This window comes from Micromonospora sp. LH3U1 (genome assembly GCF_028475105.1).
GTDB lineage: Bacteria > Actinomycetota > Actinomycetes > Mycobacteriales > Micromonosporaceae > Micromonospora.
Genome location: NZ_CP116936.1, coordinates 3,511,577 through 3,532,371, shown reverse-complemented (window position 1 = coordinate 3,532,371; position 20,795 = coordinate 3,511,577). Strand labels below are relative to the sequence as shown.

Genomic DNA, 20,795 nt, shown 5'->3' with positions numbered 1-20,795 from the left:
CTTCAGGCGTGAAGCCCACCGCGCGGTTCCGGGCCTCAGGCGCGCAGCTCCGCCGCGAGGTCGCCGATCGCCCCCATCGCGTACCGCTGCATCCCCGGGCCGAAGGTGATGCGGGTCGCGCCGTGCCGTCCCAACTCGGCCACGGAAACCTTGTCCGTTCCGGCGGCCATGTTGAGCGGGCCCTCGATGCCCTCCCTCAGCGCCGGGAGCACCTCGATCGGCGCCAGGAGCGGGTATACGCAGTCGGCGCCGGCGGCGACGTACAGCCGGGCTCGCTCCACCGCGTCGGCGGGGTCACCCGTGCCGAACAGGAACGTGTCGACGCGCGCGTTGATGAAGAGCGCGTCGCCCGCCTCCGCCCGCACCTCGGCCAGCCAGTCCGCGTGCCGGTGCGGATCCTTGAGCGTGGCGTGCCCTTCGGAGTCCTCCAGGTTGCAGCCCACAACGCCCGCCTCCAGGAGCCGCCCGACCAGCTCGCTGGGGGCGAGGCCGTAACCGCCCTCGACGTCAGCGGACACGGGAACGGAAACCGCTCGGACGATCCGCGTCACCGCGGCGAACATCTCGTCGGGCGGGGTCGAGCCGTCCTCGTAGCCGAGCGAGGCGGCGATCCCGGCGCTCGGGGTCGCGAGTGCCGGGAAGCCGGCGTCGGCGAACACCCGGGCGCTGGCCGCGTCCCAGGGACCCGGCAGGACGAGCGGGTCGCCGGCAGCGCGGCCGTGGTGCAGGGCACGGAAGGTGGAGGCTGTCATCGTTCACGTCTCCCGACGGGATGCGGAGGGGCGGGGGTCACGCGGTGTACCCGCCGTTGGAGTCAAGCACGGCGCCGGTGACGTAGGAGGCTGCGGGGCTGGCCAGGAAGGCGATGACCGCGGCGGTCTCGGCCGGGTCGCTGACCCGTTGAATCGCGAGGCTGGACACCATGCCCTTGAGCACCTCCGGGTTCGGCGGCTCCATACCGGTCAGCATCAGTCCGGCCTGCACCATGTTGACGGTGATGCCGCGCGGTGCCAGGTCCCGGGCGACACCCCTGGTGTAGCCGACCAGGCCGGCCTTGGTCGCGGCGTAGTCGGCGAGACCGGGGACCCCGACGCGGGTGCCGATTCCCGAGCCGATGGTGACGATCCGGCCGTTGTCACGCAGCACCTTCGCCGCCGCGCGGATGATCGCGATCACTCCGGTGTAGTTGGTGGCGTGCATCCGGTCCAGGGCGGCGACGTCGACATCCGGGTCGTCGACCGTCCTGCCCTGCTCGATGGAGATGGCGGCGTTGTTGACCAGGATGTCCAGGCCGCCGAGCCGGGTGACGACGTCGTTGATCAACTGCGGTGCCCGCGAGCTGTCCGCCTGGTCGTTCTGCAGGGCGACCGCCCGGACACCCCGGCCCACCAGCTCCTCGACGACCTCGGCGGCCTTGTCGGCGGAGCCGACGTAGGTGATCGCGACGTCCGCGCCGGCGTCGGCGAGAGCACGGGCCGTGGCCGCGCCGAGGCCGCGCGAACCGCCCGTGACGAGCGCGATCCTGCCCTGAAGTGGCTGTGACATGAGGTGTTCCTCCACGTGACCGAGTTATTGACTGCTCGGTCCACCATACGCATGGTGGACCGTACGGTCAAGAATTGCTAGGCTGGTCACATGGCCAGGCCACGACAGTTCGACGAAGAGCAGGTGTTGCGCGCCGCACGGGACCAGTTCTGGGACGCCGGCTACGCGGCGACGTCGCTGGAGGACCTCATGCGCGTCAGCGGGCTGGGCAAGGGCAGCCTCTACGGCGCCTTCGGCGACAAGCACCAACTGTTCCTGCGGGCGCTGCGCGAGTACACCGACACCAGCGGCGGCTACCTGCGGGAGATGCTCGCGTCCACTCCCCGTGCCCTGGACGCGCTGCGGGCGTTCCTCATGGCACCGGTGAGCGATCCGGGCGGAGCCGCCGCACGGCGCGGTTGCCTCATGGCAAACAGCACCTGCGAGCTCGCCACCACCGACCCCGACGTTCTCGCGGAGGCGCGGCGCAGCTACGAGGCGACCACCAACGTGGTCGCCGAGTGTGTCGTGCGAGCCCAGGACGAGGGTGACCTGTCCCGCGACACCGACCCGGTCGAGACGGCGCGCGCACTGCTCGCCGCACAACAGGGACTCGTGTTCATGGGGCGGACCGGTCTGGACATCGACACGCTGACCGCGACCGCCCGCACCCTCGCGGGCCGGTTCCTGCCCGACGCCTGAGACCGGTCGTCGCGGTGCCTCAAGGCAGAACCGGCCTGACCATCCCTATTTGACCTTGCGAGTCGAGCGGACCACGATGCCCTCGTACTCCGGGTGCTTGACCAGCCAATCGGCGAGGAACGGGCAGATGGGCACGACGGTTCGCCCCTTGGCCCGCGCGTCGTCCATCACGGCCCGGGCCAGCGTCGACCCGACGCCCCTGCCCTCGAACGCCGGATCGACCTCGGTATGTGTGTAGGCGATGATGGTGCCGGTCAGCTGGTAGGTGACAACCCCGGCGACCACACCCGCCTCGTCGCGCGCCTCGAATCGCTCCCGCGCCGGCGCGTCTGTCACGGTGAACTGCACCCGCCCATCCAACCACCCACCCCGCACGCCGAGGCCGGCACGGGGCGACCCCACGCGCATTGTCTCGGCCGTAACGGGAAACGCAGCAACGACGGCCGGAACGTGGGAGGAGATGCGCCACATGACGAACCCATCGGCGGGCGGCGGCTTCGCCGTCGTGGAGCTGTTCACGTCCCAGGGGTGCTCGAGTTGCCCTCCCGCGGAGGAGTTGCTGACCGAGATCGAGCGCGACGCCCGGGAGCGGGGGCAGCCCGTCTTCACCCTCGGATTCCACGTCGACTACTGGGACTACCTGGGCTGGCCCGACCGATTCGCGGACCCCGCGTACACCGCGCGACAGGAGGCGTACGCCCAGGCCTTCGTCTCCGGGCGTCTGTACACCCCGCAGATGGTCGTCAACGGCACCGTCGAGTTCGTCGGTTCCGATCGTCGACAGGCGGCCGGCGCCATCACGTCCGCTCTGACGTCGACCGCCCCCGCGCCTCTCGCACTCTCCGCACCGGACCTCAGCGGGCACCAGGTGGCGTTGGACTATCAGACCGAACGGGCGCCGGAGGGCGCGGTGTTGAACGTGGCGATCGTCGAACGCGGCCTGGACAGCGAGATCGCCCGGGGGGAGAACGCCGGGCGGACGCTACGGCAGGACAACGTCGTACGTGCCTTCACGTCGGTGGGTCTGGGCGGCGAGCGGGGACGGGTGGAGCTGGCAGCGCCGGCAGATCTCGATCCTCGGAATGCCACCGTCGTTGGTTATGTGCAGGAGAACGCCAACCAGGCCATCGTCGGCGCCACCGCCATCGGCCTGTTCACCGCGTAATCTCGGCGCATGCGGATGGTGCGCGGTGCAAGGGGCCCCGGTGGTTGACGCGGATGACGTACGCCGGGTGGCACTGGCTCTTCCGCACGCTGTGGAGATCGCCAGTGACGGCTTCGACTTCCGGGTGGCGGACAAGGGCTTCGTCTGGTCCTATCCCGAGCGCAGACCGGGAAAGCCGCGGGTGATTCGACTCGACATCGCGGTGCTGTTCGTCGGCGACGAGGCCGAGAAGCAGGCTCTCCTGCTCGGGGAGCCGGACGTCTTCTTCACCACGCCCGGCTACGACGGCCTGCCCCTGGTGCTGCTGCGCCTGGCGACGGTCGACCTCGAACGCCTGAGCGAGCTCGTGACCGACGCGTGGCGGATGCGCGCGCCGGTCGCGCTGCTGAGCGACGTCGAGGGCGCTGGCAAATAGCGACATCAGCACGCAACCGGATGGACACATTGACGGGGATCTCGGTGCTCCACTACCGTGGCCGAGAGAGCGCTCTCTCGTACGACCTTCTCCCCAATTCAGACGCAACGCGTCGGAACCGGCAAGGGCCGCACCCCGACGCGCGATGGAGGCACCATGAAACCTCCCGTCCCCCACCGCCGATGGGCCCTGGCCGCCGCCACCGCTCTGGCCCTGGTCGTCGGCGGCCTCGCGATCCCCGTCACCCGCGCAGCCGAGGCCGCGCCCGTCGGCGCCGGCAGCTACACCACCACCCCGGTCGGCCCGCTCCCCAGCGGGTGCGGCGCGATGTCCAGCAACCCCCGACAGTTCGCCACCGCCAACGCGCCCGCCGGACCGATACCCACCAACGACTGGTGGTCCTCGCTGCTGTGGAAGCGCACCGACTGCGCCTTCAGCGAGCCCCTGCACGCCCACCCGATCTCGTACGACACCTTCACCGACGGCCTGGGCTTCTCGGCCAACTCCACGCCCGCCATCAGCGGCACCGCGACCGGCGTCGGCGAGTTCCACTACCCGTACGTCCAGGACATCCGGGTCGGCGTGGCCGGGCTCGGCGCACCCCTGGTCAAGGTCGACGGTTGGACGGACTGGACGGTCAGCCCGCACTGGAGTGACGGCACGCGGACCATGCGCGCCACCATCGGCCACGGCCTGCCCTTCGCGTACTTCCAGACCACCGGCGGCGACGCGGTGATCGGCACCGCCGGGACCCCCGACGTCTGGTCCCAGAGTGGCGCCACCATCGGCTTCCGGGTCAACGGTCACGACTATGTCGGGTACGCGCCCACCGGTGCCAGCTGGACCGTCGCTGCGGGCCGGATCTCGTCCAATCTGGCCGGTCGGGGCTACTTCTCCGTCGCCCTCCTGCCGCCGACGTCGAGCGCGGCGGAGCGCGCCGACCTGGCCGCCACCTACGGCCGGTACGCGCACGCCCACGTGACCGGCACCCAGGTGTCGTACGCCTACAACCCGGCCACCAGCAGCCTGACCACCACGTACGCGTTCACCACGACCGCGCGGGAGGGAACGGCCACGCAGACCGTGGTCAGCCTCTACCCGCACCAGTGGAAGTCGCTGAGCGGGTCCACCGCGATCACTCCGACCTACCCGTCGGCGCGCGGCCGGATGAAGGTGCTCACCGGCGTCAGTCAGTTCCGCACCGCCATGAAGTTCCAGGGCGTCCTGCCGGAGTTGCCGGCCGTCGGAGACGGCAGCGGAAGCGACCTGGCGACGCTCACCAGCCAGCTGGCAGCCGCTCGCGCGAACCCGATGGACCAGCGTGGCGACGACACCTACTGGACCGGCAAGGGGCTCGGCCGGGCCGCCCGCATCGCCGAGATCGCCGACCTGGTCAACGACACCGCGACGCGGGACAGCGCGCTGAACGCGATCCGCAGCACACTGACCGACTGGTTCACCGCGTCCAGTGGCAAGACCAGCAGGGTCTTCTACTACAACAACACCTGGGGCACCCTGATCGGCTACCCGGCGTCGTACGGCTCCGACCAGGAGCTCAACGACCACCACTTCCACTACGGCTACTACGTGGCGGCGGCCGCGACGCTGGCCAAGTTCGACCCGGCCTGGGCCGCCACCAGCCGTTACGGCGGCATGGTGGATCTGCTGATCCGCGACGCCAACAACTACCGCCGCGACGACACCCGCTTCCCGTACCTGCGTGACTTCGACATCTACGCCGGCCACGACTGGGCGTCCGGGCACGGCTCGTTCGGTTCCGGCAACAATCAGGAGTCCTCGTCGGAGGGGATGAACTTCGCCAGCGCCCTGATCCAGTGGGGGCAGGCGACCGGCGACACCGCCGTCCGTGACGCGGGCGTCTTCCTGTACACCACCCAGGCGGCGGCCATCCAGGAATACTGGTTCGACGTCAGCGACCAGAACTTCCCCGCCGCCTTCGGACACTCGACGGTCGGCATGGTCTGGGGCGACGGCGGCGCGTACGCCACCTGGTTCAGTGGCGAGCCGGAGATGATCCAGGGCATCAACCTGCTGCCGGTCACCGGCGGACACCTCTACCTGGGCAACAACCCGGCGTACGTGCGGACCAACTACGCCGAACTGGTCCGCAACAACGGCGGGCAACCGACGGTGTGGCAGGACATCCTCTGGCAGTTCCAGGCCCTCGGCGACGGTGACGCGGCGCTGGCGAACCTCCGCGCGAACCCCGGCTACACCCCGGAGGAGGGGGAGAGCCGGGCGCACACCTTCCACTGGATCCGCAACCTCGCCGCTCTGGGCACCGTCGACACGACGGTGACCGGCAACCACCCGCTGTCGGCGGTCTTCTCGCGCAACGGGGCCCGCACCTATGTGGCATCGAACCCGACCGCCTCGCCGATCACGGTGACGTTCTCCAACGGCACCGCCCTCACCGTGGGAGCCGGTAAGACGGCCACCACCGGGGCGTACACCTGGAGCGGCGGCAACGCGGCCGGCGGCGTACCCCCGGGGCCGACGCCCACGGACCCCCACCGACCACCCCGCCACCGACCACCCCGCCACCGACCACCCCGCCACCGACCACGGGCAGTCCGACGCGGTACCTGCTGCCCGGGGGCGGGTTGGGCGCCGCCGGTAGCGCGGCCACGACGACGGTCGCGGCGGCCAACGGAAACCACGACGGTACGCCGACCAACGCGCAGGTCTTCACGGCGACCGGCCTCAACCTCGCCTATTCCGGCGGGCAGACCGCGTTCGACCTGTTCGTGGACGCCGGATCGGCGGTCGGCAACGGTGTGCAGGTGCGGATCTCCTACGACCTCACCGGCAACGGCAGCTGGGAACGGGTGGAGACCTCACGCTACTTCGCCACCGATCCGGTCTCCGGCTACGAGCACTACACCCAGAGCGCCGGGCTGTCCTCGGCCACCGGCACGTTGGGCGCGCTGAGCAACGGCACGGTCCGGGTGGAGATCTGGTCGGCGATCGGCAACAACCCCAGCACCGTGGGCATCGGCAACCAGTCGGTGCTGCGGCTTCCGTACTCCTGATCGACCCGCACGTCGCGACACCAGGTCGGCCGGTGCGGAGGACCAACAGTGGTCCTCCGCACCGGCCGACGACGGGCGGTTCAGTCACTCATTCCGTGGTCAGGAGGCAGCGCAGGTGGGCGTCATGCCGGCCCCGCTGCCATTGCCCTGGAAGCCGAACTCGGTGACCTGGCCCGCACTGAGCCGACCGTTGTAGTCCACGTTGGTGAACCGCACCGTGCCCGTGGAGCCACTGGCCGTAGCGCTCCAGGTGTTGGTGACACTCGCACCCCCGGGGAGCGTCAGGCTGACGTTCCACCCGTTCGTACCGGCGGAACCAGCCGTCACCCGCACGGTGGCCACGAAACCGCCGGTCCACGAGTTGAGTGACACCGACGCCGAGCAACCACCCGGCACCGGCGGAGGCGTCGTCGGCGGCGGGGTGGTGGGCGGAGGCGTGGTCGGCGGCGGGGTCGTCGGCGGCGGGGTCGTCGGGATGCCTCCGCCGGCGTTGAGGGCGTTCAGGACGTTGGTGTACGCCGCCTTCTTGTTGCCGCCGCAGTCGAAGAGCAGGGCGTTGTCGGATCCACGCCACGAGTCGCAGTCCCGCACACCCCACACCGTGATGCCGGTGCACCGCGAGACGGCCAGGCACGCACGGGTGACCGAGCCGTAGATGGTGGCCTGGTTACCGCCGGTCATCACGTCCAACTCGGTGATCTGCACATCGACGCCAAGATCAGCGAAACGCTGCAGATTCGCCTGATAATCCCCCGCCAGCGACGTGCCCAGATGCGACTGGAACCCCACACAGTCAATCGGCACACCACGAGACCTGAAATCCCGCACCATGTTGTAGATACCGGTCGACTTCGCGTTGACCCCATCAGTGTTGTAGTCGTTGTAACACAACTTCGCACCCGGATCAGCCGCCCGCGCCGCACGGAACGCCGCCTCGATCCAGTCATTACCGGTGCGCTGCAGGTTCGAATCACGCCGCCCGCCACCACCCCCGTCAGCGAACGCCTCATTCACCACATCCCAGGCATAGATCTGCCCCCGAAAATGCGTCGCCACCTGAGTCACATGATTGATCGCCGCGCTACGCAACGCACTACCGGACATACCCTGCGCCCAACCCGGCTGCTGCGCATGCCACAACAGAGCATGACCCCGCACACTCATGCCATTGGCCCGAGCGTGACTCACCAAACGATCACCGCCGGTGTAACTGAACCGGCCCTGCTGCGACTCAGTCGCGTCCCACTTCATCTCGTTCTCGGCCACGACACTGTTGAACTCGCGGTTCAGGACAGTCACGTATGTACTGTCGGAGAGTTTGCCGGTCGCCACCGCGGCGCCGAAGTAGCGGCCCTTCTCGGCCGCCGACGCTCGGAGCGTCGTTCCGGCACTGGCCGCGGTGGTCAGCGCCATCGTCATGCCGGCGGCGAGGGCGCCAGTGACTGCGATGGTCACCGCCGCTCGCAGGGCTCTCTTGTGATTCATCCGAATTCCTTCTCTGTGGTGGTTCGGTGATGGAGGTACAGCGCCCGAATCTGCTCCTGCGACGTCGGGGACATCAGTCCAGCCGCGGAGTCGTCCCACACTGGCGGGACCATGACGAGCGAGAGCCCGGTCGCCGTCACGGCACCAGCGCTGGGAGGCCTGACACGACGTCCGGCATGCCCTGGGCGGACGTCGTGCTCCGAGGTGCGACCAGCAGGCTCGCCCGGTGAACCACAGGTGCGGCCGCCCTCAACCATCGACTGTGAGCGATAACATGCCGTTCGTCAAGCCGTAACGATCCGCGTCGAGAGTGCGTCGCTGTTGTCCGTACCGGCGGTTCGTGCCATCGCGGTGCCGGAGCCGCGCGAGCACGGCTCCGGCACCGCGCGTCACTCGAACGAGACGTCGTCGACGAGGAGACTGTCGGTGCCCGCTGCCGTCTCGACATAGAAGGTGGCGCTGGACAGCGTGCCGCTCCACGACGCCGTCGCCGTGCCGGTGAGCAGGGTCCAGCCGTTGGCGTTCACCCCCGCCGCCGGGGTCAGCTGCACGTAGTTCGTCGTGCCGTTGGCGGTCAGCGCGAGGGTCGCCTTAGCGGACGGTGTGCCGCTCTGCGCCCGTACCCAGACGTTCGTGGTGTAGCTCTTGCCGTTGGTGAGCTTCGAGGTCACGTCCTGGCTGGGGCCGTTCCACGCGGAGGCCCGACCGGTGATCGACAGTGAGCCGGTGCCGCCGTGCACGACAGCGGTGTTCGACGACAGCGTCCCGCTGCCGTTCACACCCCAGCCCGTCGTGCCGCTCTCCACGTTGCCGTTGGTGAGCAGGTTTCCGGTGCCACCGGTGCCGCCGCCGAACTGCCACCAGTTCATGTTGAACAGGTTGCCGGTGCCGCCGGCGAAGCGGAGGAACAGGTCATGCGTCCCGGTCGCACCGCTCACCGCGCAGGTGGCGGTGGCCCAGGACTGCCAGCCGCCGGTGCCCGGCACGGTGCAGGTGCCCACCAGTGGGCCGTTGCTGTTGTCGAGCCGTACCTCGATGCGGCCGCCGCTGGTGGCCGAGGCGACCCGGGCGGTGAACGAGGTCGCACCAGCGCCGAACGCGACGCCCTTGACCTTGACGTAGTCGCCGTTCTCGATCCAGCCGACGTTCATACCGCCTTCGCTGGACGGTTCGGTCTCGATCCCCGAACCCCACGCGATCGTCTCGGCCTCCTGCCGCACGTACGGGTTCAACGTGCCCACCTGCGGCGCCCCCGTGGTGCTCATGGTGATCGTCGGGAACGTGCCATTGGAGTTGTAGGTGAACTTCTCCACCGCGACCGATCGGGTGTAGCCACCACCACCGGACAGCGCACCGTTGTGATAGAAGAAATACGATCCGCCGTTGAAATCGATCACACCCGCGTGATTGGTGAAACTACTGCCCTGCCGGGGCATGATCGTCCCCCGATACGTCCAGGGCCCGGTCGGACCCGGAGCGGTCGAGTACGCGATGAACTCCGAGCAGCACTCCGCCGCGAACACGTTGTAATACAAGCCGTTGCGCTTGAACACCCACGGCCCCTCCTCATACAGGGTGGGCCGACTCGCATTCCCGCTACGGGTGCCGAAACCCGCTGTGGTCAGCGGAATCCTGGTCGCGCTGCCCGAGAAAGAAATCATGTCCGGGTTCAACTTCACGTACCACAGACCCGGGTTACCCCAGTACAGGTACGCCTGACCATCATCGTCGACGAACACGGTCGGATCGATCTCACCGTTGCCCACCAGGGGCCGACCAATCGCGTCCCGGAACGGCCCGGTCGGGCTGTCCGCCACCCCCACTCCGATCACCATCTGCCCATTCGAGCGCTGGCGTACCGGCACGTACCAGTAGAACTTCCCGTTGCGGGCGATGACCTGACCAGCCCACGCGTTGGCGTCCGCCCAGGCGAAAGTCGCCAGGTTCATCGGCGAGCCGTGGTCGGTCCAGTTCACCATGTCGGCGGACGACCACACCCGCCACTCCCGCATGGTGAAGTACGTGGAGCCGTCCTCGTCATGTCCGGTGTAGAGGTACACCCGGCCGTTGTGCACCAACGGCGCCGGGTCCGCGGTGTAGATGTGCTGAACGATGGGGTTGTCGGCCTTGGCCGCGCCGGGGACCAGGGCGAGGACGCAGGCCAGGCTCGCCAGCCAGGCGACGGCGCGCCTGGCTCTTTGGCTGGTCCGATTCGTGGTTCCTCTTGCCACCTTCACGATTACTCCCAGAGAGTGTGCCGTGCGATGTCGGACGTGGTGTTATCGCTAACAGAAGGTCAACGACACCTCCCCTACTTACGTGACCTGGGTTTTTGCATGGCGCGAGATGAACGGCGTAACCCCACCGCAGCAACGATGTTTCGGCGCTGACATCGAAGATTTACGATGCACCGTACTGAGAGTCGTCGCGGGCGTCAACGGGAGGGCAGTCGGTCACCAACAGTGACCGCCCGCGACGCGGGGGGTTGCGGGCGTGTTACGGAACAACTATGTTAGCGATCACATAGACATCTCGCTATAAATGGCCGCTCTGACGCGCTGCCGCTCCGGGCGCTGGCCACCAACCCGTCCCGCCGTCAGAAAGGTCGCCTACCGTGCCGTTGACCAGACGCGCGTTCACCCTGGGCGCACTGTCCACCGCTGCCGCCACCACCGGCGTGCTGAGTCTCCCGCACGCCGCCCTCGCCGCGGCGAACACCGCATACGTGATGGCCTACTTCACCGAAACTCCCCAGTTCCAGGGCGCGGACTACGGCCTGCACCTCGCCGTCAGTCGCGACGGCCTCAACTGGACGCCGCTCAACCAGAACAACCCGGTCGTCACGCCGACAGCCGGCCAGCTGGGCCTGCGGGACCCGTTCGTCCTCCGCAAGCAGGACGGCACCTTCGTCGTGCTCGCCACGGATCTGAAGGGCACCAACTTCGGCCTGAACAGTCAGTACCTGCACGTCTGGGACTCGACCGACCTGACGAGCCTCACCGGATACCGCCGGATCCGGATGCACACGCTGAACACCCACACCTGGGCCCCAACCGCTTTCTGGGACGCCGCCCGCGGCCAGTACGCCATCGTCTACTCGGCCAACAACGGCCAGGACGTCTTCCTGGTCAACTACACCAGCGACTTCCAGACGGTCAGCTCGCCGCAGGTGTTCTTCAGCCCCGGCTTCGGCGTCCTCGACGGAGACGTCGTCGTCGACGGCGGCACCACGTACCTCTACTACAAGAATCTCGGCAACGGGAACCTCTACGGCGCCCGGTCCAGCACCGGCGCCCCGAACAGCTTCACCACGTACACCAGCGGGCTCCTCCAGGGCACCGGCATCGAGGCTCCGCTGCTGGTCAAGGCGATCGACGGCAGTGGCTGGCGGCTGTGGGGCGACTCGTACGGCCCGGTCAACAACGACTACTACGCCTGGTCGACCACCACCATCGGGGGCAACTCGTGGACCCCGATGAACCAGCGCGACTACACGCCGCCGATGAACGCGAAGCACGGCTCGATGGTCGGTATCACGGACGCGGAGTACAACGGCCTGATCGCCCGCTGGGGGACGCCGAACTGGGTCCGGTTGAAGTCGTCCAACCTGCCCGACCGTTACGTCCGGCACGCCGACAACGTGGCCCGGCTGGACGCGTACCCGTTCGACCCGTACCAGGACCAGATGTGGCGGATGGTGCCCGGACTCGCCGACTCCACCGGGGTGTCCTTCCAGTCGGTGAACTATCCCGGCTCCTACCTCCGGCACTACAACTACGAGGTCCGGCTCGCCGCGAACGAGAACACCTCGGTGTTCCGGGCCGACGCCACCTTCTACCGGACGGCAGGGCTCGCCGACGCCGCCTGGACGTCGTTCCGCTCGTACAACTTCCCGACCCGCTACCTGCGACACGCCAACTACCTGTTGCGCATCGATCCGCTCAGCAGCAGTTCGAGCGCCGCCGACCGCCAGGACGCCACCTTCCGAATCACCCCGTAGCACTCCCCTGGAGGATCCATGTCACCCCTGCCCCTCAGCCGCCGCCACCTCCTTCAGGCCGCAGGAGCCACCGTTGTGCTGTCCGCGACCGGCACCACCTTCGCCGCCGGCAGCGCGGCCGCGGCCGTGGTGCCACCGGCCCGGTCGGACCTCGGCGTCTCGGCGTACTCGTTCGACCTCGGTCAGGTGCGGCTCACCACCGGCCGCTGGATGGACAACCAGACGCGGACGCTGAACTATCTGCGGTTCGTCGACGTCGACCGCCTGCTCTACAACTTCCGCGCCAACCACCGGCTGTCCACCAACGGTGCCGCCACCAACGGAGGCTGGGACGCGCCGAACTTCCCGTTCCGGACCCACATGCAGGGGCACTTCCTGACCGCCTGGGCGTACGGGTACGCGGTGCTGGGCGACACCACCTGCCGGGACAAGGCGAACTACATGGTGGCCGAGCTGGCCAAGTGCCAGGCGAACAACGGGGCTGCCGGGTTCGGCGCGGGTTACCTCTCCGGCTTCCCGGAGTCCGACTTCACGGCGCTCGAGGCACGGACGTTGTCCAACGGCAACGTGCCCTACTACTGCATCCACAAGACCCTCGCGGGGCTGCTCGACGTCTGGCGCTACACCGGCAACACGCAGGCCCGCACGGTGTTGCTGGCGTTGGCGGGTTGGGTCGACACCCGGACGTCCCGGTTGAGCTCCAGCCAGATGCAGTCGATGCTGGGCACCGAGTTCGGTGGCATGAACGACGTGTTGACCGACATCTACCAGCAGACCGGTGACGGCCGGTGGCTCGCCACCGCCCAGCGGTTCGACCACGCCGCGGTGTTCAACCCGCTGGCGGCCAACCAGGACCAGCTCTCCGGGCTGCACGCCAACACGCAGGTGCCCAAGTGGGTGGGCGCCGCCCGGGAGTTCAAGGCCACCGGGACCACCCGTTACCGGGACATCGCCAGCAACGCGTGGAACATCACCGTCGGCGCGCACTCCTACGTCATCGGCGGCAACAGTCAGGCCGAGCACTTCCGGGCACCCAACGCGATCGCCGGTTACCTCAGCAACGACACCTGCGAGCAGTGCAACACCTACAACATGCTCAAACTGACCCGGGAGCTGTGGCTGCTCGACCCGAACCGGACCGACTACTTCGACTTCTACGAGCGCGCGATGATCAACCACCTGATCGGTGGACAGAACCCGGCCGACAACCACGGCCACATCACGTACTTCACCCCGCTCAGGCCGGGCGGGCGTCGAGGCGTGGGCCCGGCGTGGGGCGGCGGCACCTGGAGCACCGACTACAACTCGTTCTGGTGCTGTCAGGGCACCGGCCTGGAGATCAACACGAGGTTGATGGACTCCATCTACTTCTACAACGGCACCACGCTGACCGTGAACCTGTTCACGCCGTCGGTGCTGACCTGGTCGCAGCGCGGCATCACGGTCACCCAGAGCACCAGCTACCCGGTCAGTGACACCACCACCCTGACGCTGTCCGGGTCGATGAGCGGCTCGTGGAGCATCCGGGTGCGGATCCCGTCCTGGACCAGCGGCGCGACGATCGCCGTCAACGGCGCGGTGGAGAACGTCGCCACCACACCGGGCAGCTACGCCACGGTCACCCGCACCTGGGCCGCCGGCGACACCATCACCGTACGACTGCCGATGCAGGTCGCCATCCGAGCGGCCAACGACAACGCCAACGTCGCCGCGATCACGTACGGCCCGGCGGTGCTGGCCGGCAACTACGGCAACACCGCCCTGAGCGCCCTGCCGTCACTCACCACCTCCTCGATCACCCGCACCAGCACCACCTCGCTCGCGTTCACCGCCAGCGCGAACGGTTCCACGGTGCCCCTCGCCCCATTCCAGGATGCCCACGGATACAACTACACCGTCTACTGGAGCACCACCGGCGGCACCACGGGCGGCAGCAGCCGTCTGGTCAACGTCGGTACCGGCCTGGTCCTCGGTGTCCAGAACATGTCCACCGCCGACGGTGGACTTGCGGTGCAGTGGGGCGACAGCGGCACCGCGGACCACAACTGGGTGGTCGTCACCGACGGCAGCGCCGTCCGGTTCCGCAACGTCAACAGTGGCAAGGTGCTGGGCGTGGAGAACATGTCCACCGCCGACAACGCTCGGGTCCTGCAATGGTCGGACAACGGCACCGCCGACCACCGCTGGACCCTCGTCGACAACGGCGACGGCACCTACCGGATCCGCAACGTCAACAGCGGCAAGCTACTCGGGATCCTGAACGGATCGACCGCCTGGGGCGCGCAGGCCGTACAGGATTCGGACAACGGCAGCGCGGACAACCGGTGGAGGCTCCTCCGCAACGCCTGACATCGCACAGAGCTGACCTGTCTCAGCTCGACGGGCCACCGGCAGCGGTCCCAGAAGACCGCTGCCGGTGACGCCGGTCGTCGCACCCGGGCGTGCGGCGGCGCCGGTCGTACAGTGGGGAGGGTCCTGGCCCCAAAAGATCGTGGCGGATGTGTCGGCCCATGCCGCCTTCCGCCCGGAAGGAGCACAGTGAACCGACCCCTCCGGAGGACGCTCGGCGTCGCCCTGACCGCCGCCCTCCTGACCTCCGGCGCCGTCGCCCCCGCGCAGGCGCACCCCGGAGGGCGGCTGCCCACCGTCCTCGCCCTGCCCGACGGGTTCTCGCCCGAGGGCATCGCCACCGCCGGCCGGTACGCGTACTTCGGCTCCCGCACCACCGGCGCAATCCAGCGGGTCGACCTGGTCACCGGCCGGGACACCAGGATCGGCGCACCCACCGGCACCCCGTCGCTCGGTCTCAAGGTCGACCCGAGAGGCCGGCTCTTCGTCGCCGGCGGTACCGCCGGCGACGCCCGTGTGCTCGACACCCGCACCGGCGATGTGCTGGCGCGCTACCAGTTCGCCACCGCTCCGACGTTCGTCAACGACGTCATCCTGACCCGCGACGCCGCGTACTTCACCGACTCCAACCGCCCGGTGCTCTATCGGCTGCCACTCGGCCGTGGCGGCGCGCTGCCGCCCGCCGACGGCTTCACCACCATCGCGCTGACCGGCGCGTACGAGCAGGTCGGCACCGGCGTGAACCTCAACGGCATCGCCACCACACCGGACGGAAGGGCGCTGATCGTCGTCCAGTCCAACACCGGGACGCTGTACCGGGTCGACCCGGCAACCGGCGCGACCACCGCCGTGGACGTGCCCGGCTACACCTTCACCAACGGCGACGGGCTGCTGCTGCTCGGCCGCACCCTCTACGTCGTGCAGAACCGCCTCAACCAGATCGCGGTGGTCACGCTGAACCGCGCCGGCACCACGGGAACGGTCACGGGCACCATCACCGACCCCAACTTCGACGTGCCCACCACCGTCGCCGAGGCGCTGGGCCGGCTCTACCTGCCCAACGGCCGCTTCACCACGCCACCTACCCCGACCACCCCGTACACGGCCGTCGCGGTCCGCACCCACTGAGCAACCCGAGGGGGTACGCGCGGCCGCGTGTGCCCCCTCGGCCGCCCGCGCGGGTTCGGTCGCCGAGCGGCCGTCGGTAAGATCACTGGCACCTCGGCGAAGACTGTCGCCTGCTCGACCCGGAGTCCGCATGGCCGACCGTTCGTACCGATTCCTACGTCGAGCCCTTGCCGTCGGCTGCCTGATCGCCGCCGCCGGACTGCCGGCCGTACCGTCGGTGGCCGTCTCCACCGACACCGTGGAGACGCCCGAACCCACGGTCCTGCGGGTGCTCCAGATGAACCTCTGCAACAGCGGCCGCGCCGGCTGCTACACCGGCCGGGCGGTGGCCACAGCCGCCGAGGTGATCAGCGCCGAGGCACCCGATGTGGTCACTCTCAACGAGATCTGCCAGGGCGACGTCACCGCCCTGACGCGCGTGTTCGAAGCCGTCCACACTGATCGGACCGTCGTGTCCGCGTTCCAGGCCGCCGGCGACCGCCCCAGCGGCGGCGACACCCGGTGCCGCAACGGCCAGTCGTACGGCATCGGGCTGCTGACCCACGTGGAGGCGCCGGGCAGCCCACGCGCCCTGTACCGCGGAATCCACCCGACGCAGGACCTCGCGGACCCCGAGGAACGAGCCTGGCTCTGCGTCAACGTCGACGGCGTCGTGCTGGCCTGCACCACGCACCTGGCCGCCACCAGTTACCGTGTCGCGCTCGCCCAGTGCGGCCACCTGGTGGACACCATCCTGCCGACGATCAGCAGAAGCACGGGATACGAGCCCATCGTGCTGAGCGGCGACTTCAACCTTCGGGCCGGCGGCAGTCCCACCGTGCGGTCGTGTGAACGGCCGAGCTATCAGCGGATCGACGACGGCAGACTGCAACACATCGTGGCGACAACCGACATCACGCTCTGTTGCCGCAGGTCGGTGCCCATGCACGGGGCGACCGACCACCCCGGGCTGCTGGCCACCCTCACCATCGATCGCAGCCGTCCCGGTCGCCCGCCGGCCTGACCGGCACCGGGCACGGCCGACCGGCGGGTTGATGGTCTCCGCGGACGTGACACGGCGTCAGCGGGGCGGCGTGTCCCGGCGGGACGGGAACGGCGTACCCGGCTGACCGAGGGTGGAGCGGGCGCGCAGGCCGACCGGGTCCGGGGCAGGGATGGGTGTCGCGGCTGCCGGCTCCGAGACCCGCCGCCCGTCCAGGTAGGCGGCGGCGGCCACATCGTCGTCGGTCGGGGCGGCGAGCAGCGCATAGAGCAGACCGACCACCCCGAAGAGCACTGCCAGCACGATCGGCACCAGCAGCGTGCTCACATTGGCGCCGGTCACCTCACCCACACGTTCGTGGCGGTGCACCGACAACGCGCTCATGCCGGTGAAGTGCATGCCGTTCACGGCGACGCCCATGACCAGCGCGGAGGCGAAGATCGCCAACCCCCGGCGGACGGTCATCGCGAGCCACAGCGCGACGGTGGACGCCACGACAGCGATGACCACCGAGAGCGCGACCCGGAGGGTGTCGTAGCCGAGGCTGCCGTTGAGGCGCATCGCCGCCATCCCGGTGTAGTGCATGGAGGCCACACCGGCACCGGTGAAGATGCCAGCGGCGATCAGTCGTACCGGGTTCAGTTGGCCAGTGCCAACGATGGCCAGGCCGATACCGACCGCCACCACGGCGATGGCCGTACTGGCGACGGTCAGCGGCACGTCGTAGCGGATCCGGGTGCCGTCGACGGCGAAGCCGAGCATGGCCATGAAGTGCATCGCCCAGATGGCGGTGCCACCCAGAGCCCAGGCGGACAGAAGGCCCCACCAGACCCGCTGGCCGCTCGTGCGCGCCGTGCGGATACGCCCCGCGCAGACCAGCCCGAGGATCGAACCGAGCACGGACAGCGCGTAGCTCAGCGTGGGTGTGATCCACCCGTACTCAAAGTGATTGATTTCCGCCACGGCGGTCTTCTCCCCATTCGTTAGCGGCGCGTCAACAAGGCGCTCGGGCAATGATCAGGGGTGCCGTGAGCAGGCGCAACAGCACCCCCCGGGCTATCCGGGGGGTGCTGTTGCGGTGACCGTCCGATACGGCGATTCGTCAGTGATAATGACTGAATGTGACGATCAGGCGGTGGTGTGGTACGCCAGTACGCCCCGGTTGACGGCCGCGATCGCCTGCCGGGCGGTCGACCGCAGCTCGGGCGACGCGCCGCCCGAGTCGGCAAGTTGACCCAGCAGGTCGACGACCTGTCGCGCCCACCGGACGAAATCACCGGCCGGCATCTCACCGTCGATCTCGTGACCGCTGCCGAGCACCTTGGCCAGCGCCTCGCCCCGGGCCCACCGGTAGACGGGCCAGGCGAAGCCGAGATCCGGCTCCCGGGTCGCGGTCAGCCCGCGCGCCGCCTCGTCGGCCTCGATCTCCCCCCACAGCTTCAGCGTCTCGTCCACCGCGTCGGCCACCGGCCCGCGCGGCAGCGACGCCCGCTCGTCGACGTCACGGCGCGCCTCGAAGACCACCACGGACACCGCGGCGGCCAACTCGGCCGGAGACAGCCCGTTCCACACTCCCCGGCGCAGGCACTCGGCGACCAGCAGGTCCGCCTCGGTCCAGATTCGGCCGAGCATCCGGCCGGCATCGGTGACCGCGCCGTCGCGGGCAAGGTAACCCCGCTCGGTCAGCAGCGCCACGATCCGGTCGAACGTCCGAGCGAGGGACCCCGTACGCCCGGAGACCCGCTCGCGCAACTCCTCGGTGTCGCCTTCCAGCCGGCGACGCCGTTCCGCCCAGCGGGCGTGGTCCTCCCGTTCCGGGCACGCGTGGCAGGGGTGGTTGCGCATCTCCGTGCGGAGCTGGGTGAGCCGGTGGTCCTCGCCGGTCACCTGCCGGGAACGGCCACCCCGTCGGCCGCCGTGCCGGTCCAGGCCGGTGCCGCTGACCTCGGCGGCGAGATCCCGGCGGGCGGCCGGGGACCGATGGTTGAAGTGCTTCGGCACCCGGATCCGGGCCAGCACCTCGGCGGGGGTGGTGAAGTCGCCGGGACTGACCCGCCCGGCCCAGCGATCCTGGGTGAGCACCAGCGGCCGCGGCTCACCGAACCCACCGGTCGCCGGATCCAGCACGACGGCCAGCCCGGCCCGCCGGCCCGCCGGAACCCGGATCACGTCGCCGACCCGCAGTCGCTCCAGCGACGTCACCGCGGCGGCCTTGCGCTGGGTCTGCCCCTGCCGGGCAATCGCCTTCTCCCGGTCGGCGATCGCCACCCGCAGCGCGAAGTACTCGTCGAAGTCGCCGTGATGGCAGGCGGCTTCGACGCCGTACGCCTCGATGCTCTCGGTGTTGCGCTGCACCTGCCGGGCCAGGCCGACCACCGACCGGTCCGCCTGGAACTGGGCGAACGAGGACTCCAACAGAGCCCGGGCCGGCTCCGCGCCGACCGTGCCGACGAGGTTCACCGCCATGTTGTACGAGGGCCGGAAGCTGGAGCGCAGCGGGTAGGTGCGGGTGGAGGCGAGCCCGGCCACCTGCCGTGGGTCGGTCTCCGGGGACCACACCACGACGGCGTGCCCCTCCACGTCGATGCCACGGCGGCCCGCGCGCCCGGTGAGCTGCGTGTACTCCCCCGGGGTCAGGTCGACGTGCGCCTCGCCGTTGTACTTCACCAGCCGTTCCAGGACCACGCAGCGGGCCGGCATGTTGATCCCCAGCGCCAGGGTCTCGGTGGCGAAGACCGCCTTGACCAGGCCGCGGACGAACAACTCCTCGACGATCTCCTTGAACACCGGCAGCATGCCGGCGTGGTGAGCGGCCAGGCCACGCTCCAGGCCGTCGAGCCACTCCCAGTACCCCAGCACCGACAGGTCCTCGCCGGGAATGGCGGTGACCCGGGACTCGACGACCCTACGGATCTCGGTCCGCTCCTCGGGCGAGGTGAGCCGCAACCCGGCGGCCAGACACTGCTGCACCGCGGCGGCGCAACCGGCCCGGCTGAAGATGAAAAGGATCGCCGGCAGCAGACCCTCCCGGTCCAGGCGGTCGACGATGTCCGGGCGCAGCGGGCCCCGCCAGCGCGGGCCACGCCGGCCGGCACCAGGCCCCGCGCTGCGTCCCTCGCCCAACTCCAGCCGCCGCGCGGTCTCACGGGTGTAGCGCAGCAACTCCGGATGCACATCGTGCTTGCGGGCGGCGTCGGCGTCGTGGAACAGGTCGAACATCCGCTTGCCGACCAGCATGTGCTGCCACAACGGCACCGGCCGGTGCTCACTGACCACCACGGCGGTCTCGCCGCGCACGGTGACCAGCCAGTCGGCGAACTCCTCGGCGTTGGACACGGTCGCCGACAACGAGACCAGGGTGACCGAGGGTGGCAGGTGGATGATCACCTCTTCCCACACCCCACCGCGGAACCGGTCGGCCAGGTAGTGCACCTCGTCCATCACCACGTACGCCAGGCCCTGCAGGGTGCTGGAGCCCGCATAGAGCATGTTGCGCAGCACCTCGGTGGTCATCACCACCACCGGCGCGTCACCGTTGATCGCGTTGTCGCCGGTCAGCAGGCCAACCTGCTCGGCGCCGTACCGGGCGACCAGGTCGTGGTACTTCTGATTGGACAAGGCCTTGATCGGCGTGGTGTAGAAGCACTTGCGCCGGGGCGGCCGGGTCGCCGCGTCGTCGGCGGGCACCGGGTCGTCGGGCCGCCCGCGCAGCGCCAGGTGGACGGCGAACTCCCCGACCACGGTCTTACCGGCCCCGGTGGGGGCGCAGACCAACACGCCGCTGCCCCGCTCCAGCGACTGACACGCCTCCCGCTGGAAATCGTCGAGCTCGAACCCCAGGTCAAGGGCGAACTCGTCCAACGCCGGAAACTCTGCGGCCTGCGCGGCCCGGCGGCGCGCCGCTGTGTACCGCTCGGCGGGGCTCGACATGCCTCCAAGATTAGTGCGTGCCGGGACACGGCACCCCACAAGGCCGTCCGGAGGAGCCACCG

At 69.4% G+C, this 20,795-nt stretch carries 16 protein-coding genes; 8 read left to right on the top strand and 8 right to left on the bottom strand.

Going from position 1 to position 20,795, the window contains the following annotated elements; all coding sequences use genetic code 11:
* Positions 1-35: 35 nt before the first annotated feature.
* Together PCA76_RS16085 and PCA76_RS16080 are read right to left on the bottom strand one after the other, a co-directional pair.
* Positions 36-752, bottom strand: a complete 717-nt coding sequence (locus tag PCA76_RS16085) for an isocitrate lyase/PEP mutase family protein (protein WP_272619065.1) — start codon at positions 750-752, stop codon at positions 36-38.
* A gap of 37 nt (positions 753-789) precedes the next feature.
* Positions 790-1,545: an SDR family oxidoreductase gene (locus tag PCA76_RS16080; RefSeq protein ID WP_272619063.1), complete on the bottom strand. Its 756-nt coding sequence runs from the start codon at positions 1,543-1,545 to the stop codon at positions 790-792.
* 90 nt (positions 1,546-1,635) lie between these two features.
* On the opposite strand from PCA76_RS16080, the gene PCA76_RS16075 reads away from it, so the two are divergent.
* Entirely contained in the window at positions 1,636-2,226 is a 591-nt protein-coding gene (locus PCA76_RS16075) for a TetR/AcrR family transcriptional regulator (RefSeq protein ID WP_272619061.1), read from the top strand.
* Positions 2,227-2,271: 45 nt separating this feature from the next.
* Here the strand turns inward: PCA76_RS16075 and PCA76_RS16070 are convergent, their stop codons facing one another.
* Positions 2,272-2,574: a GNAT family N-acetyltransferase gene (locus PCA76_RS16070; protein ID WP_272619059.1), complete on the bottom strand. Its 303-nt coding sequence runs from the start codon at positions 2,572-2,574 to the stop codon at positions 2,272-2,274.
* Positions 2,575-2,695: 121 nt separating this feature from the next.
* Here PCA76_RS16070 and PCA76_RS16065 point away from each other — a divergent pair, with 121 nt between their 5' ends.
* The 3 genes from PCA76_RS16065 to PCA76_RS16055 all read left to right on the top strand — a co-directional run bounded on the left by PCA76_RS16065 (position 2,696) and on the right by PCA76_RS16055 (position 6,758).
* Complete coding sequence (locus tag PCA76_RS16065) at positions 2,696-3,391, top strand: DUF1223 domain-containing protein (RefSeq protein ID WP_272619057.1); 696 nt, start codon at positions 2,696-2,698, stop codon at positions 3,389-3,391.
* Between the two features lie 40 nt (positions 3,392-3,431).
* Positions 3,432-3,806 (top strand): MmcQ/YjbR family DNA-binding protein, encoded by a 375-nt coding sequence (locus PCA76_RS16060; protein ID WP_272619055.1) that lies wholly within the window; start codon positions 3,432-3,434, stop codon positions 3,804-3,806.
* A gap of 156 nt (positions 3,807-3,962) precedes the next feature.
* Positions 3,963-6,758 (top strand): glycosyl hydrolase, encoded by a 2,796-nt coding sequence (locus PCA76_RS16055; RefSeq protein ID WP_272619053.1) that lies wholly within the window; start codon positions 3,963-3,965, stop codon positions 6,756-6,758.
* Here the strand turns inward: PCA76_RS16055 and PCA76_RS16050 are convergent.
* The 3 genes from PCA76_RS16050 to PCA76_RS16040 all read right to left on the bottom strand — a co-directional run bounded on the left by PCA76_RS16050 (position 6,706) and on the right by PCA76_RS16040 (position 10,518).
* Complete coding sequence (locus PCA76_RS16050; RefSeq protein WP_272619050.1) at positions 6,706-6,870, bottom strand: hypothetical protein; 165 nt, start codon at positions 6,868-6,870, stop codon at positions 6,706-6,708. The two genes, PCA76_RS16055 and PCA76_RS16050, sit on opposite strands and share 53 nt — an antisense overlap.
* A gap of 88 nt (positions 6,871-6,958) precedes the next feature.
* Positions 6,959-8,344 carry an endo-1,4-beta-xylanase gene (locus PCA76_RS16045; RefSeq protein WP_442930230.1) on the bottom strand — a complete coding sequence of 462 codons (1,386 nt, stop codon included), beginning with the start codon at positions 8,342-8,344 and terminating at the stop codon, positions 6,959-6,961.
* A gap of 389 nt (positions 8,345-8,733) precedes the next feature.
* Complete coding sequence (locus tag PCA76_RS16040; protein ID WP_272619419.1) at positions 8,734-10,518, bottom strand: family 43 glycosylhydrolase; 1,785 nt, start codon at positions 10,516-10,518, stop codon at positions 8,734-8,736.
* 440 nt (positions 10,519-10,958) lie between these two features.
* On the opposite strand from PCA76_RS16040, the gene PCA76_RS16035 reads away from it, so the two are divergent.
* From PCA76_RS16035 to PCA76_RS16020, 4 genes are all read left to right on the top strand, one after another.
* Complete coding sequence (locus PCA76_RS16035) at positions 10,959-12,344, top strand: glycoside hydrolase family 43 protein (protein WP_272619048.1); 1,386 nt, start codon at positions 10,959-10,961, stop codon at positions 12,342-12,344.
* Between the two features lie 18 nt (positions 12,345-12,362).
* On the top strand, positions 12,363-14,693 hold the full coding sequence (locus PCA76_RS16030; protein ID WP_272619046.1) for a beta-L-arabinofuranosidase domain-containing protein: 2,331 nt from the start codon (positions 12,363-12,365) through the stop codon (positions 14,691-14,693).
* 189 nt (positions 14,694-14,882) lie between these two features.
* Positions 14,883-15,821 (top strand): SMP-30/gluconolactonase/LRE family protein, encoded by a 939-nt coding sequence (locus PCA76_RS16025; RefSeq protein WP_272619044.1) that lies wholly within the window; start codon positions 14,883-14,885, stop codon positions 15,819-15,821.
* A gap of 130 nt (positions 15,822-15,951) precedes the next feature.
* Positions 15,952-16,824: an endonuclease/exonuclease/phosphatase family protein gene (locus PCA76_RS16020; RefSeq protein ID WP_272619043.1), complete on the top strand. Its 873-nt coding sequence runs from the start codon at positions 15,952-15,954 to the stop codon at positions 16,822-16,824.
* Between the two features lie 57 nt (positions 16,825-16,881).
* Here the strand turns inward: PCA76_RS16020 and PCA76_RS16015 are convergent, their stop codons facing one another.
* Together PCA76_RS16015 and PCA76_RS16010 are read right to left on the bottom strand one after the other, a co-directional pair.
* Positions 16,882-17,766: an MHYT domain-containing protein gene (locus PCA76_RS16015; protein ID WP_272619041.1), complete on the bottom strand. Its 885-nt coding sequence runs from the start codon at positions 17,764-17,766 to the stop codon at positions 16,882-16,884.
* Positions 17,767-17,931: 165 nt separating this feature from the next.
* Positions 17,932-20,733, bottom strand: a complete 2,802-nt coding sequence (locus PCA76_RS16010) for a DEAD/DEAH box helicase (RefSeq protein WP_272619038.1) — start codon at positions 20,731-20,733, stop codon at positions 17,932-17,934.
* Positions 20,734-20,795 lie beyond the last annotated feature (62 nt).

Coding starts and splice junctions, on each gene's coding strand:
- PCA76_RS16085 (WP_272619065.1), bottom strand. CDS start 752: ATGACAGCCTCCACCTTCCGTGCCCTGCACCACGGCCGCGCTGCCGGC.
- PCA76_RS16080 (WP_272619063.1), bottom strand. CDS start 1,545: ATGTCACAGCCACTTCAGGGCAGGATCGCGCTCGTCACGGGCGGTTCG.
- PCA76_RS16075 (WP_272619061.1), top strand. CDS start 1,636: ATGGCCAGGCCACGACAGTTCGACGAAGAGCAGGTGTTGCGCGCCGCA.
- PCA76_RS16065 (WP_272619057.1), top strand. CDS start 2,696: ATGACGAACCCATCGGCGGGCGGCGGCTTCGCCGTCGTGGAGCTGTTC.
- PCA76_RS16055 (WP_272619053.1), top strand. CDS start 3,963: ATGAAACCTCCCGTCCCCCACCGCCGATGGGCCCTGGCCGCCGCCACC.
- PCA76_RS16045 (WP_442930230.1), bottom strand. CDS start 8,344: ATGAATCACAAGAGAGCCCTGCGAGCGGCGGTGACCATCGCAGTCACT.
- PCA76_RS16030 (WP_272619046.1), top strand. CDS start 12,363: ATGTCACCCCTGCCCCTCAGCCGCCGCCACCTCCTTCAGGCCGCAGGA.
- PCA76_RS16020 (WP_272619043.1), top strand. CDS start 15,952: ATGGCCGACCGTTCGTACCGATTCCTACGTCGAGCCCTTGCCGTCGGC.
- PCA76_RS16010 (WP_272619038.1), bottom strand. CDS start 20,733: ATGTCGAGCCCCGCCGAGCGGTACACAGCGGCGCGCCGCCGGGCCGCG.